Annotated in this window: 9 protein-coding genes; 4 read left to right on the top strand and 5 right to left on the bottom strand. The window is 42.0% G+C overall.

Annotation, left to right across the window (positions count from 1 at the left end; translation table 11 throughout):
• From RM347_RS34170 to RM347_RS34160, 3 genes are all read right to left on the bottom strand, one after another.
• Positions 1-460, bottom strand: a 460-nt coding sequence (locus tag RM347_RS34170) for a calcium-binding protein (protein WP_428850665.1), incomplete at its 3' end; no start/stop codon positions are given.
• Positions 461-1,448: 988 nt separating this feature from the next.
• A complete protein-coding gene (locus RM347_RS34165) occupies positions 1,449-4,085 on the bottom strand; it encodes a hybrid sensor histidine kinase/response regulator (protein WP_322719706.1) in 2,637 nt (878 codons plus the stop codon).
• Positions 4,086-4,647: 562 nt separating this feature from the next.
• Positions 4,648-7,779, bottom strand: a complete 3,132-nt coding sequence (locus RM347_RS34160) for an MFS transporter (RefSeq protein WP_322719705.1) — start codon at positions 7,777-7,779, stop codon at positions 4,648-4,650.
• Between the two features lie 750 nt (positions 7,780-8,529).
• Here RM347_RS34160 and RM347_RS34155 point away from each other — a divergent pair.
• The 4 genes from RM347_RS34155 (at position 8,530) to RM347_RS34140 (ending at position 11,942) form a co-directional block, all read left to right on the top strand.
• Positions 8,530-9,810, top strand: a complete 1,281-nt coding sequence (locus tag RM347_RS34155; RefSeq protein ID WP_322719704.1) for a general stress protein — start codon at positions 8,530-8,532, stop codon at positions 9,808-9,810.
• Positions 9,811-9,953: 143 nt separating this feature from the next.
• A complete protein-coding gene (locus tag RM347_RS34150; RefSeq protein WP_322719703.1) occupies positions 9,954-10,415 on the top strand; it encodes a BON domain-containing protein in 462 nt (153 codons plus the stop codon).
• Between the two features lie 194 nt (positions 10,416-10,609).
• On the top strand, positions 10,610-11,044 hold the full coding sequence (locus tag RM347_RS34145; RefSeq protein ID WP_322719702.1) for a CAAD domain-containing protein: 435 nt from the start codon (positions 10,610-10,612) through the stop codon (positions 11,042-11,044).
• Between the two features lie 490 nt (positions 11,045-11,534).
• Positions 11,535-11,942, top strand: a complete 408-nt coding sequence (locus RM347_RS34140; protein ID WP_322719701.1) for a hypothetical protein — start codon at positions 11,535-11,537, stop codon at positions 11,940-11,942.
• Between the two features lie 450 nt (positions 11,943-12,392).
• On the opposite strand, the gene RM347_RS34135 is transcribed toward RM347_RS34140, so the two are convergent.
• Positions 12,393-13,955, bottom strand: coding sequence for a metallophosphoesterase family protein (locus RM347_RS34135; RefSeq protein ID WP_322719700.1), 1,563 nt, complete (start codon positions 13,953-13,955; stop codon positions 12,393-12,395).
• Positions 13,956-14,244: 289 nt separating this feature from the next.
• Positions 14,245-15,216: a YegS/Rv2252/BmrU family lipid kinase gene (locus RM347_RS34130; protein ID WP_322719699.1), complete on the bottom strand. Its 972-nt coding sequence runs from the start codon at positions 15,214-15,216 to the stop codon at positions 14,245-14,247.
• Positions 15,217-15,665 lie beyond the last annotated feature (449 nt).

Raw genomic sequence — 15,665 nt, 5'->3', positions numbered from 1 at the left:
CCCTGCTGACGTTGTTATTTCTACTTCCTGTACCGTGAATATGCGCAGACCCACTGTTAGTGTGGTTCAGTCGTTCAAATCCCAGGGTGAAGCTCACAGAGGAATTGACTGTATCTACACCGCCCAGGGCATCGTTAAAGTTTTCCGTGACTTTATCACCGACATTATCAACGATGTAAGTGTCGCTACCATCACCACCATTGAGGCTATCTGCACCTAACCCGCCATTGAGGGTATCGTTGCCATTGCCACCATTGAGAGTATCGTTGCCACCATTGCCGTTCAGGACATCGTTGCCATTGCCCCCATTAAGGACATCGTTGGTGCCAAGAGCGTTGAGAATATCGTCGCCGCCGAATCCGTTGATGGTATCAGGACGATCTGGAAAAAATATTGGAAAAAGTGGATCAAATACACCGGACAGGGTGTTATTTGCTTCGTTACCGTTAATAGTTGCCATGATGAATTCTCCTTAGTTTAGAGGGTAAAGAAATCACCCGATCGCTTCCTGAGCAGGAAACGAGCAGGAGAAATGAATAGACTGTTGAACCAGACCTGATTTAAGCAGGCCTTTGCCGTCAAGCCTGAAGATTTGAGAGTTACTGCATATATTGATGATGTTGGTATCAAAAATTGTGCCAACAATCATGTTTTATGCCTGTGCCTAACGCCTTCGCTGATTCAAAAACTAGGTTGCTAGGCAAGAATCAGATATTCTCAGATATAGATGTAACTGTAGGTGTCTTGAGACGTTTTTAATTTATATCGAAATAACAAGGTACTGATAGTACCCCTCAGGGTACTTTGTTTTAGTTAGTAGACGAAAAACTTTTGCGATGCCTTGCCTTCTCTACGAGAGACTTGTCTGCGACACACTGCGCGTAGTAAGCTTTAAGAGTAGGGGTACGCCAACGGTGGGCGTAGCCATCGCCAGAATTTCAGTAGGCATCATTAATTACGTACACCAAAATACGTATAAATATTCAGAGAATTATATAGCAATGGTCAGACAGCTTAGGACATTAGCAAATAATAAGAGAGTGGCTGTCACAGCTATCCATCGCAGACTTGTCCTAACCAGGATGGTTACTGCTATGGATGCATGGTTTTCTAAAGTGGTTATTGCCACCTGCTGTGTAAAAGCCTGTCAATAGACAAACTTAGATACTTGCAATTAGCAGGTTAAGGCAAGAGACGCGATGAATCGCCGTCTCTACAATAATCAGTTTTTCGTCTTGACGGCGATTCATCGCGTCTGATGATTTATCGCATCTTTGCGATCTAGTATTTTCATCAAAAAACCTTAACTGAACCGTATTGGCTCATAAACAAGAAAAGCACGAAAGTCAAATTGTAGTTTCTGCGGATCACAGGATACGTAATTTATCTTAAAAAAACCTTAGAAAGGAAAATTTAAATGCAATTTTCCTCGCTGACTTACCCTAAAATTATGGCTCACTCAAAAAGTTTTTAATAGCATGTAATAATTGATGGAAAGTATAAGGCTTCGTCAAAAATATATTGATGCCAGCGTTAGCAGCCTCGACCATCTGACTGTCAGTCACTGTGCCGCTGATGCCCATAATCTTGACTTGTGGGTTCATTTGTTGCATTATGTTAATGGCAGTTAACCCATCCATTGATGGCATCATCATATCCATTAACACCATACTAATTTGATTTTTATGCTGGGCGTACAATGAGATTGCCTCAATGCCGTTAATAGCTGTCAAAGTTTCATAGTTGTGATCCTCAAGCAAAGTTTTGCTAATCTCTAAGATAGCGGCTTCATCATCTACCACTAGAATCAATTCTCCGTTGCCGTTGGGCAATTCCAAGTTATTTGCTTGCTGCTTTGTACTTTTGTTCATGGCTGGTAGGTAAACTTCAAATTGGGAACCTTTACCTACCTTACTAGATACTTTAACAAAACCATTATGGTTTTTGACAATCCCAATCACAGTTGATAAACCTAAGCCAGTTCCTTTGCCTGGTTCTTTGGTTGTGAAAAATGGTTCAAAAATTCGCTCCAAAATTAGTGGAGAAATCCCAAATCCTGTATCTGAAATAGTTATGAGTATATAGGGACCCACTTGAGCATTTAGATTCATTTTGGCAAAGTTTTCATCAACGAACAAATTTTCCGCAGACATGCATAAGGTGCCGCCCTTGGGCATGGCGTCACGAGCGTTGACGCACAAATTCATTAATACCTGATGAATTTGAGTAGGATCTGCCAAGATCGTCCAGAGTTTATGTCTAGGTAGATTATTGATAATTGCGATCGATTTGGGAAATGTGCTTTTGACTATTTGATCGATTTCTAGAAGTAAGTGTTCTATTTGTAAAGAAATACCAGTGCCTTCAGACCTACGAGAAAAAGTCAGAATTTGCTTGACCAAATCCGCTGCACGTTTAGAGTTATGCTCGATAAGTTTCAGTAGTTGATAATTGCGTGCATCCAGATTGGGAAGTTTGAGCGCTAACATTTCCACTGAGGAGAGAATGGGCGTCAGGATATTGTTGAGGTCGTGGGCAATACCACTTGCCAATGTGCCAAGGCTCTCTAGGCGTTGGGCACGGAGAAATTGGGCCAGGAGTTGTTTTTTCTCTGTGATGTCGGTGTCAACGGAGAGGATGGATTTGGGTTGCTCTGCTTCATCACGCATCAGTGTCCATCGGCTTTCCACGACAATTTCTTTGCCGCACTTTGTCACTTTATGTAACTCACCTTGCCATAAGCCAGAGTCAGTAACATTTATTAAAGCCGCTTGCAATTGCTGTGGGCTTTCTTTGCACAGAAGCTCCTCAAGGTTTTTTCCCAAAGCCTCATGAGCTTCCCAACCATATAGACGTTCTGCACCTTGATTCCAGAATAAGATTTGGTTTTGGAAATTTCGTACAACGATCGCATCAGAAGCGATATCTAGTAGAGCTGCTTGTTCGCGGATTTTCTCTTCTGCCCACTTGCGCTCAATAGTCGTAGCCAATACATTAGCGATCGCTTGCAAAAAGTGAATATCATTTTGGGTAAACTCCCGGTGTCTTGTTGTGTGTGCACCTAAGACGCCAAAAGGTTGTTTCTGACCCTGAATGATGACGCTAATGCCACTGATCACTGAGTGGTCAATCAATAACGGTGGCCCTTGAAACCGTGTTTCTTTGCGAAGGTCACAAACAATTACCGGCTCATTGGAAAGCAGTGTATAGGATGCCTGAGTTTCATACCCTGCACCTAATCCTAATTTAAAATTTCCCACTAGCCCTGAGTGCCAACCGACTCCTGAGCGCAACAGTAAGGTGTTCCGATCCGGAAGCAGTTCCAAAACCTTACTGTACTCTACCTCAAGGCTTTGAGTAACCAGAATCACGGCTTCGTCCATTAATGCGTAAAGGTCTATATTAGCCAGAGCTAACTGACCCAATTTAGCCACAGCAGCTTGCTGGCGCACACGTGCTCTTAAACCCGACTCCACTCGTTTGCGTTCAACAAGTTCAGTTTGCACCTGCTCATAAAGTTGAGATTGCTGGATGGCAATGCCCACCTGTATTGCCAATTGTTTGAGTAAATCGATTTCCCACATCTGCCACTCTCGGGGTGCTGCACACTGGTTAGCAACTAATAATCCCCACAATTTTTTTCCTTGCAAGATGGGGACTGCCAAGGTTGCCCTGACCTGAAACTGAGTAAGTAAATTGTGGTGGCATTCAGTCAGACCTGCTGTATAAATATCTGCGATCGCTTGGATACGTCCTTGTCTGTACTCTTCACCACGAGTTTCCATGAAATAAGTGTCTTTGACTTGGGTATTCAGAGCCGAAATCCAATTTTTATCAACAGACTCTACTATTACCACTCCGCTGTAGTCTGTTTCAAACTGATACATGAACACTCGGTCTACTTGCAGTAATTGACGTACTTCAGTGACGGTGGTATTGAGAACATTGTCTAAATTCAAACTCTGGCGGATGCGCTGGGCAATTGCTATCACCAGTCGCTGCCATTGAACTTGCTGTTGCAGTGCCTCCTCTGCCTGCTTACACTCTGTGAGGTGGCAGGCTGAATTCAACTGATCATTGTTCATCTGTAATATACCTGATCTAATCGATTAGGTTGTCAATATCTGGTGACTGCTAATTACACCTTCAGACTATTGCCTATAGCTCATACTTTGTGGGAATAAATTATAGATATAGTTAAAACTATCTGATGACCAGAGGATCTAAATTGACGGCGGTTGTGATTTTTATGGTTCTTCCTTAAGAGGTGCGCCGATTCAATATATGTTTTCTTTATTGCAGCATAAATTATGATTTGTAACAACTTCCGGAAACTGTATGTATGTTGAGTTAATGAGTGATATAAGGCGATCAATCTGGCTTTGACATAGTTTTTTACTCTGTTTTGAGCACTAGGGTTTAGACTAACCCTGCTCATCTAAATTTCAGCATCGATTATCAAGTAGTCAATTCAGGCTGATTGCTTATTCTTTTCAAGAAATAAGAATTTTAGAGAGTTTTTGCGTAAATCTTGAGATTTTTGCGAGAATTCTATTACTGATGAAGTCTCACAAAAAAAGTGGCATTCATTTGTAAAAACTGAATACCACTTGATATTTGCTCAAAATTCCTGATGAGGGTAATATTTTAACGAGGTAGAGGTACCCCCATAACGGCCACTGCTCCAGCGATCGCACTGGCTGCTAGAGAAGTGAGAGCTGTCCCAAATAACCACCAAGCAGCATTTGCAACAGTTTTTTTGGTTTCTTGAGCTTGCTTTTTAGCTTGCTCTTGGATCGCTTTCAGGCGTTTTTGGGTTTCTTGCTGGATGCGTTCGGCTCGTTGCAATACGCCATCCCGCGCCGCTTCTATTTGGTCGATAATCCGATTAGCATCAGCCTCAGAAATATCCTCACGAGAACTGATGACAGCAACTAAGGTGTCACGATCAAATTGACTGAGGCGATCGCGTAATGCTTCAAATCCAGCTTGTGGATCGTCGAACACTTTCGCAAAGTCTTGCTTAATGCCTTCATAGTTAAGTTCCGAACGATCTAACGAGTTGAGATAGTTGCGAACTCTCGCAAAAACTCCATCCAGCACTGATTGCACCCTCTGCTGAATCTGCTGGAATTGTTCGACAATCGAACTACGAACAGAATCAATTTGATCGACAATCCGGTTCGCTTCTTCTTCTGAGATATCCTCGCGTTGGGATAACAGCGCCACAATTGTCGAACGGTCAAATTTCGAGGCGCGATCGCTTAAATTCCCAATTCCAGCACGGGGAGAAGACAGCAGCAATTGCAAATCGCGTTTGATTCCTTCGGGATTGAGTTCTTCTTTGTTAGTATTACGCAGATATTCTTCGAGATTGGCTTCAAAATCTAGAGCTTGTTGAGTGGTACGCTTGGCCAAGCGTCGTGGCGCTCTCACAATATCGGTAATCGCATCTTGTCCCCGATCAATGATCTGATTAACCTGCTCTTGACTCAAGTCTCCTTGCTGACTCACGAGTTTAACCAAGGTTTCTCGATCAACGTGAGACAAGCGATCGCGCAGCGCTAAAGCTCCGGCTTTAGGATCGTCGAGTAATTTTTCCAAATCGTTCCTGATCCCTTCTGGATCGAGTTCTTCCAAGTTGGTATTGCGGAGATAGTCAGCTATGGCCTTTGTAGTTTTCTCGTACTGTTCTCTGGCTTGTTGCGGTACTTGCAAAATACTATCTCGGACTGCTTCGAGCTGATCGAGAATTTGGTTTACCTGTTCTTCGCTCAAATCTTGACGCTGACTGAGAAATTGTACCAGTGTATCGCGGTCAAATTGCGATAGGCGCGATCGTAATAGGCTAATTCCAGCTTGCGGATCGTCTAATAAAATTCTAAACTCACGTTTGATCGCTTCGGGATTGAGTTCATCTTTGTTAGTATTTCGCAGATAGTCTTCAACCCTTTGGCGCAATTCATCGGCTTTCGCTTTTGCTTGTTCTTGCAGTTCTCTAGCACGATTTAAGAGATTATCGCGGTTGCGTTCGAGTTGACTAACAATATTATTAGCTTCCTCTTCGCTGACATCTTGACGCTGTTGCAGCAATTGGACAAAAGTATCGCGGTCAAATTGTCCGAAGCGGCTACTTAAATCTTCAAAGCCAGCTTCTGGATCTTCCACCAATCTTGCAAAGTCGCGTTCAATACCTTCAGGATTGAGTTCTTCTTTCCCAGTTGAACGCAGATAATCTTCGATGCGACCCCGGAAATCTTGCCCTTTTTCTCGCGCTTGGGCCTGTTTTACAGTTTCTAAAACTTCCAGGCGATCGCTTTCCATTTGTTCAGCAATTTCTTTCACCCTGGCTTCGCTGAGATCATCCCGCTGCTTTAGCAAATTGGTGAAAAATTCTTGATTGATTTCTTCCAATTCCCGTCTCACAGTTGTTGGATCTGCATTTACGTCATAGATGACTTCTTTAAATTCATCTACTAGCGTAATTCGGTTAAAGTGCCAAGGAAAGGAATGCAATATGTAGTCTTCTACATCTGCCTTAATTGTGTTTTCGAGTGATATTGGCAAACTTGCAGATACTTGCTCAGATGCTTGCTCTCTAAACTTTTGAAGTTGTTCTGTGATTTGGTCGACATCGACATCTTGAACTTTCTCTTTCAGCTTTTGCAACTGAGTTGTAATTTTGTTCACATCTATATTGGAAAGGTTAACCCGATCCAGTACTGCTGGTACAGCAGCACTCAAGCCATATCGCATAGCTTGCTTCATTACACCATTGCTTTGCTTGCCGTTACCGCCTCCGACTGTAACCAGTTCTTGAAGCCGTTCACCTAATTGCTCAGAATTGAGTTCTTCGGGAGTAGCAGACTTGAGTAAATTAATTACTTGTTCTGTTGGATTTTTGCGATTCAAAGCTTGTTGCCAAGCACCTTCAAATTGATCGGCAATGCGATTGATATCTTCTTTAGATAAATCTTGGCGATTGCTGATTAAATCAATAAAGGTTTGGCGGTTGATATTTTGTAATAGATCGCTGTTAGCAACAGATTGCAAATCTGTATCTTTAAGAAGCTGGTCAAATTGATTTCGGATTTCTTTGAGATTGAGCTTTGGCGATTGTAGAGAACTTAAGGAACTTTGAAGTGTATTTCTAATCCCTTCAGAATCAAAACCTGAAGTTAATTCCCGCCGGACTGCGGCTGTAATATCTTCAGCCGTAGAAACTAACTGTTTTTTCGCAGTATTAGCACCGATACCAGCAGTTGCTGTACCCATCAGAGCTTGAAAACCAGAAGTGACAGTATTAGCGATGGAACCAATTAAAGAACCTACCGCCGACGATCCCAGCCAAATTACCAGTGAGAAATAGGTAGACCAGATGACTACACCAATAATTGCACCTAGAGATTCACTTTCGATTAAACTAAGTTTTACCGCTAAAAAAGAAGCAATAAATAATGCAATGCTAGCGGTTAATAATGCCCAAGCACCAACTTTAGTTTGAACTTTCCGAATTGTCCTACCTAAACTTTCTGACTCATCATCAGAATCTGAGTCAATTTCCCAAGATGATATTCCGACAGCGACTGAAAAGTTTGTGAATAACAATTGAAAGGCAAATGCCATTAAGACCCCAGCCAGCAATGCTACCAAGAATTTAGGCCCAGAAAAAAGAACTGATGCTTCTTCTGGAGTTAGTACTTCTTGAGCTAAAGTTATCGGTGCTAATCCAAAAGGCAACCAGTTCCATCCCCAAATAGTTAAAACACCGTCAAACATAGGATTTTCTCACTTGCACTCAATTAAATATCCATTTGTAAAATGGCTTACTTTTCAATTTAGTTATCAGTTATATAAGCTGACACTTTCTTAGGTAATATGTTTGTTTGCCAAAAGTCATATTTTACAAAAAATGAATATTCTTATTAATTTCCAATTAAAGGAAATAATATATAATTTAGGCTTTTTGTAACAATCTATTAAATTAAAATCTTATTAACAAAAGTTAATTATAGTAAAGATGCATCCACAGATATGGCAGGTTTCAAACGGGTGAGGTAGAGTCTCAGAAAGCAGGGAACAATATTTATTGGTGTTAAACTAAGGTAGACGCCAGCGCTGGTAAGCGTTCTCTAGTTACGCTTAACCTCTCTACTAAATTGGATGAGTGTAAAACCTCAAAATAAAGCAGATTTTCTTTAAACTTGAAACCTATATATAGCTGTGTAATGCTACTAAGAATCACATCTTATAGATAGTTTTTTTGAAATGCATAACTTTAGCTAAAGTTAAAACGAATATTTTAGAGAAAGTATTGAAAAATAAAATAGTTAATATCTCTTTAAATTAGACATAATTCATTTGATACATAAGTTTATTACTAACTTTAGATAAAAGCACCTATGTCTAATGATAGAGATAAAATTTCTTCCAAGCGATTGATGAAAACTAAATAAAAACATGTATTAATAAGGGTTACTAGGAGCTATAAATTACTGAATAATTGATTTTTGCTGAGGAGACAAAATAATGGTTGTAGGTCTACATAAACGTGCAGTAGGTGTATTTTCTCATCGTCGAGATGTTGAACATGCCCTACATGAATTAAAAAAAGTTGGCTTTGACATGAACAGAGTCTCTGTCATTACGCAAGATGGAGACAAAGATGATATTGCTGGTGCAGAAGTGAGCGATCGCGTCGGTGATAAATCTGACGAAGGCGCTAAAGTCGGGGCAGCTACAGGCGGTGCCTTGGGCGGATTGACTGGCTTATTAGTCGGTCTTGGGACTTTGGCAATCCCTGGAATTGGGCCAATTATGCTAGCTGGAGCCGCAGCAACCACCTTAGCTACAACTCTCGCTGGAGCGGGTATAGGTGCAGTAGCTGGTAGTTTGCTTGGTGCGTTGATTGGTTTAGGAATTCCCGAAGAACGAGCCAGAGTTTACGACGAACGGGTGAGACGAGGACACTATTTAGTCATCCTAGATGGCACAGATACAGAAATTGCCAGAGCAGAAGCAATTTTACATCAACGGGGTGTGGAAGAGTTTGGTATTTACGACCACCCAGATGCTAGAAATGTCAGCAGCGATCGTGTCACTCCAACTTCTACTGCGGCTCATAGAGGTGTTGCTAGACGAGCAATTGGAGTATTTTCTCATCGCCGAGATGCAGAAGCAGCACTAACAGAATTACGGGATGCAGGTTTTCCTTTAAGTAAAGTCTCCATCATTGCTAAGGATGGAAAGGGTCATGGGATCGCTGGTGTAGACGTAGACAGAAACGTCGATACAGGAAATAAAGCAGACGAGGGTGCAAAAGCTGGAGCAGCTACAGGTGGAGTACTAGGCGGCTTGACCGGCTTATTAGTTGGTCTTGGAACTTTAGCAATTCCTGGAATCGGGCCTGTGATTGCAGGTGGCGCAGTAGCAACAGCTTTGGCTACAACATTGGCTGGTGGTGCGATCGGTGCAGCTGCTGGGAGTATTGTTGGCGCACTCGTTGGCTTGGGAATTCCTGAAGACAAGGCACGAGTATATAACGATCGCTTCCAAAGAGGTGACTATTTAGTAATTATTGATGGTACGGAAGCTGAAATCCACCAAGCTGAAGCAATTCTCAACCGTCGAGGTATTGAAGAATTTGCTATCTATGATGCCACTGATTTAGGCGAACATCGCCCAGGCTTCGACCGAGCGACGCATCACAATACACCAGTTGTAGATTCCACTCGCCCCAATTACTCAACAGACGTTCATCGGGACGATCCTGCTGTAGTCATTGTTGATCGTCGTGATGAAACACTCTAATTAAAGATAGTTGTTACTCACACAAATTCAACAAAATTGCAGGAGCAAGAATATAAAAATTTTGCTCCTGACGAAAAAAACTTGCTCCTCATTTCTGCCGTAAATATCAACAAATTTCACCTTCTGATTCAAGAATTAAACATATGCAAAAGCTAACTCCCTTCTTAATTAGTTGCCTTTTAGTTTTTGGTGTTGCGGCTTGTGATAACGCTTCCAAAACTAGCGAATCTGCACCCAATAATCCTAATGAGGCTCCCCAAGCACCAACCACAAAAGCAACAGAAGCTGCTCAACAAGACGCACAAAGTGAAGTTCGCAGAAGACAACTAAATGAGGATATTCGCGCCCGCGAACAGCGCAATAATACAACTGGTGGCGATACACAAAGAGCTAAAGGTGACCTAGCAAGTGAAGTTCGCTCTAAGTTGGAGGCAAACATACCCAAAGGCCAACTAACAGTTGATGCCGCAGACGATGGAACTGTTATTGTCGCAGGAACTGTAAACAATCAGCAGGAGTTGGCTAAAATTGAACGTTTAGCCAAGGAAATTAAAGGTGTGAAAACTGTAGTTGTTAAAGCAACTGTTGCCCCACCAAAAAGCTAAGACAGTTAATAGCGAATCCAACTGAGTAGGTAGGCATAAATATGATTTAAATGCTCCTGCTCAGTCTTAGTGGTCAGTTATACTTATTTACTGACTACTAAGAATTGACAAGTGATGCTCTTAATAATTATATTTATTTTATTGATGCTCAGTTCAGTTATACAAGCTCTTTGTAGTCGCCAAAAATCAAAATTATGGAAACCGAACAACAGCAACGTGAATCCATCAATGCTTCCTTATCACAAGGTACGCTAGCAATTGAAGGTGCAGATACTGCAAACTTGCCAAAACTACCACCAGCATCTGAACCTGAATCTCAATGGCAACAAATTAGCAGACAAATTTCTCACTATTTAGGGCAACTGCCCGAATACTTAAGTAGCTTTTTTAAAGACTACAAGCAGCCTCTAATAACTGTTGGTCTAATTTTGGCGGCGATTATTACAGCCAAGTTAGTATTAGCAGTGCTGGATGCAATCAATGATATTCCGCTACTATCACCGCTCCTTGAATTAATTGGAATTGGTTATGCAAGTTGGTTTATTTTCCGTTATCTACTGAAGGCTTCAACTCGGCAAGAATTAGCCGATGAAATTCAGTTTTTGAAAAACCAATTTATAGGTGAATAAATTTCTAAACGATTAAACTAGTACACTGTAGTCTACTAGTTTAATCGTTTAGCAAGGAGCTTAAGTGCCTTATCTGGTTAATTGAAGTTCTAGGTGGATTTATGCCAAACTGTACCAGCCTCAGCATAGTAGCCAGTATCGTTCGCTAATTAAATGTATCCAATCCAAACGTTCATATTCCCGGCTTTTTAGAAAAGTTGGGAATTTTGTAATTATCCTATTTTGTTTGGATGAAAAATGCAGTCGAGATGCAAGAATGTCTATTTGTGTCAGTGTCAATCTTCAACCAAAACCCTTACTTTATTCAGTGAATATAAATTCTAAGTATTTAACCAGACTTAAGATTAGTCTTTTGGATACATCAAAAGATAGAGAACATAACATTATATTTAAATTTAAATCACTTCTAAAGATAGTAGATCACAAATGAAAAACAGCCTAATCTAGTTTTTGAAGTTATTTAATAGATTCTTTAACGAGGACATAAATTATGGCTAATGAAGCTGTTAAGAGAGATATAGATTCATCCGATCGAGCTGAAGTAGATACATACGATCGCGGCATTATCCCAGCTGAAACTGCTGCTAGAAGAGAAAGAGAAGGAGATAAGTACAAAACACTCCCTACAGAAGAGAGGGAAGCAGATGCACCTACTGACGATCAAACTGATCCGGGAAGTGTACGCACCACTGACGGCTATACCGTAGACAAAGAAGGTTTGTTGAACAACTATGCAGTTGAACCAGAAATGTATTACGAAGAACCGGGTGATGCACGCAAACAAGCAGCTGATGATACCGCAGAACGCGTCGAAGAACTCGGAGAAGTTAATCAGGACGAGGAAGGCAAGTTAACAGAAAAAGGTGACAGCCGCGGTAGAGGGCCAGGAATAATTTAATTAACAACTATCCTATTGCTGGGTGCAATTACACGTAAGAAGGCAAAATAGGCGGATTGTAGAGACGCAATCATTGCGTCTCTACTTATCTTTATGGCAATACGGTTCGGATAAGCAGGGCAGGCAGGGGGAGAATTTCATAAATAAATTTAGGGCTGCTGAAAGCTTGAACACATTATTTCTTGTGGCACTTGACGCGACGCTCGATAGCGCAGCGTTAGCGACGGAGGAGCGTCTGACTCGCTAACGCTGCGCTATAGAAATAAATATAAAACATTGAGCATAAATAAATTTATTTATTATCAAACCCAAGGGTTGCTAGGGAATTCCAGCATCTTTCTCCCCTTCCCCCTGCCCCCGTGCCTCCTCTGCTCACTTCAACTTCAACAGATAACTTTCCTAACCGAACCGTATTGATGTGTATTGGCTAATATTTCGAGAAGTATGTTGCTAGATGATCAGCGGCTCAAGTTCACGATTATGCCATTTTCGCTGATACCATTCGGCAACCAAAGGACGGACAATGAACTTGGGATGACGTTCGCCTTTAACATCAATACGTAAACCTGAGTAAGGTCGTCGCTTCTGAAAACCTTGACCGTTACGACCAATAAAGAGATGCGATCGCGCCACTAATCTATTTTCATTTCCAAAAGTCTCCATTAAATCTGCTCCCTCAGTCCGCTGGCGTCGCAAACTAAAGCCGCTACCACCACAAACAATCCAGTGGATATGAGAATCAGCGTGTCCCGTATCCATTGTTTCAAGGTGTTCCAAGCAGTGCGCGTGACCATTTAATACCAAATCAACCAAAGGACGCCCCTGAGTTAGGGAACCTATTTCTTTAGCTACCGCATCCAGCACACCACGGAGGCGATCGCGAATTATTAGTGTTTGTCCTTGTTGCCACTTTGTCGCTTCAGTTACATAGGGAGGATGATGGAAATAAATCACTCTTCCCCGAACTTCCGGATTATTCCAAGATTCAATTAATCTTTGCTTGAGCCAGTCTAGTTGTTCAGTATCAGTCAGCGTTGTTTTATTAGTAGCTAGCTGCTTATCGATATCAACAATAATTTCTTCAATTTGTGACAGCTTGGCGTGGAAGTCGTCTAATTGGTCGGCTTCAGTCGGGTTTTCTGGACGAAGTTTGGCTGAGGTTTCAATGATTTGCAGCTTTTCTTGCTCTAAATCTTCACGACGTTTTTCTAAGATTTTGCGATCGGCGTCACCTTCTCTTGTTTTAGGCAGCGGTGGTGGATCGTTAAATGTATTAGAATCCAAGGCAAAGAAATCAATACCGCCATAGCGAAAAGTGTAGTAGCGATTAGGAAGGCGAGTGAAGTGCCCAGGTTCATAGCAAAGACAACGACCTGTATCTGTCTTGGCTGTATAGTACCGATCTAAATGATTATTCAACTCTCCTGGAAGCTGAAACGCCTTCAGATAGTCCAGAAATGCCCGTGCGTAAGCCTCACCGGTTCCTGAGCCATGCAACCCCACATCTAGGTCTAACCGCGATCGCAACAGGCTACGAATGGGTAATGTTGTTAGGGAAGCCAAGCTCAATAGAATTGGCAAGTTATAGTAATCATGATTTCCCGGTACAGCTAAAATGGGCAACTTAAAAACCATCTGGTCATAGGCAATCCCTCTGGGATGTTCTCCGCCCAAGATAAACTCTCGGTAAGGCTCGATGAAGTTCTGCTGATAGTACTCACTCGACCCCACTAAATAGATCACATCTCCGGTATGCAGCATAAAGCGGCATTCGTTGTGATGAGGCAGCATCAGTTCAGCCACCTGTCGCTGGGGATTATGTCCTCGGTGCTTACCGGAACCACTATCACCTACAACTAAAAATGAGAACTCAGAATTGTCTGTTTGACCATCTTCTAACACCAGCCGAGTTTGATCGATGTTCCGTTCCACAATTGACGGATCTTGCCACCGTACCCGCTGATTCATTTTACGAATTTTGTTAGCGATCGCTGGATCAGATACAAGTTTCAATGCAACCTACTCCTGAATTTTCTATTAGGAATCGGGCAAGGGCAGGGGGCAGGGGAGCAGGGAGAAAGGGAAAAGATGCTGGAATTCCCCAGTAACCCTTGGGTTTCATAGGAAATAATATTTATTCATGCTCAATGTTTTATATTCATTTTGAGCGTCAAGTGCCACAAGAAATAATGCGTCCAACCTTCCAGCAGCCCTAAATATATTTATAGGGTTCTCCCCCCTGCTCCCTGCTCCCTGCTCCCTGCTCCCTGCTCCCTGCTCCCTGCTCCCCCGCCCCATGCCCTCACTCCTCTACTGTGTCTTTCATCTCAATAGTCAGATTAGGAAGTCCCTCTAGTTTTTCTGTAGGCTCAACTTCTTCTACTAATGGCACAAAAATTTTCAAACCTGCTGGTACACACTTAATTTCTACTGGTGTTGTGCCCACGATTTCACCATCTAGAACAACCTTTTGTGGTGGCTCAGTCGTAATTTTAAATTGTTTAGCTCGCAGAAAACCAATATCATTCCGTTCTGCGGCGTTACCTGTAGAAGCCGTTTGGAATAGGTGAAATGTCGCAGCGATCGCTCCTGCTTTATTAACTGGAGCTACAATCGTTAAATCTAGTAACCCATCATCATAAATCAGACCTGCTGGCCCTTGAGCTAAGACTGAAGTGGGAGGCGCGGCATTTGCTACTGTGACTGCACAGGCACTAGTTTTAATGATCCTGTCTTCTGTTTCAATTTCAACATCAAAGTTTTTTAAATTTCTCAGTTGCTGAATTCCAGCGAAAACGTAGGCCATCATTCCAAAACGATTCTTGGCATCTCGGTCTGCCAATTCTACAGTTTCAGCTTCAAAGCCAATACCTGCCAAGAGTACCATTGGCCGATCGTTGCAATAAGCTACGTCTACATGGCGGGTTCCTCCCTGCAAAATTGTGTCACACGCACCTGCGATCGTGTCAGGAATTCCTAAAGCTGTGGCAAAAGCGTTTGCTGTTCCTCGAGAAATGATGCCAAATGGAATATCAGTACCCACTACAGCAGCCGCCGCCGCTGAGAGGGTGCCATCTCCCCCCGAAGCAATGATTGCATCTACTCCTCGCTCTACCGCTTCATAGGCCAGTTTGTCAGCGTCGATTTCTTCAGTTGTGAGATAAATATCTAGGTCAATTTCTGGCTCTAATATTGCCCGAATTTCTGCCAGTTCTAAATCTGGGTCACCCTGACCCGCAACTGGATTGAAGATGAGACAGGCGGAACGATTCATAAAGGATAAAAGCTAAACTTAGATCACTAAAATACCAAATTATTTCTAGCATTCTTGTAAAATTTCAACTTCCCTCTTGCGGCTAGGTTGTCGGTATGTCTTAACGACTAATAGTGCAATAAGTAAGTCGGTAATAAAAAATCAAATGTATGTAATAAATATGAAAGTCAATCCAAGGTGGGTTACACGCCACTAACACACCTTGGATTATTGATAGTGCGTTGCGTTTTCAGCTAACGGACTCTACATTTTAGGATAAAAATATCAATAATATGCTAAAAATTAGAACAGATTACTTGTGATTTAAAGATTCTATCCAACATGATAATAATAACAAAATATAGGAATCTGATTTGATTTATGAAAAAATCTAAGTATCTGTAGGGTGTGTTATCGGCGAGAGTACGGCACCAAAGCCTTCGGACGGTGCGTTATGCCTCTGGCTAACG

It is taken from the genome of Nostoc sp. ChiQUE02, from assembly GCF_034531305.2.
Classification (GTDB): Bacteria; Cyanobacteriota; Cyanobacteriia; order Cyanobacteriales; family Nostocaceae; genus Nostoc.
This window is presented reverse-complemented; position numbering and strand designations above follow the sequence as displayed.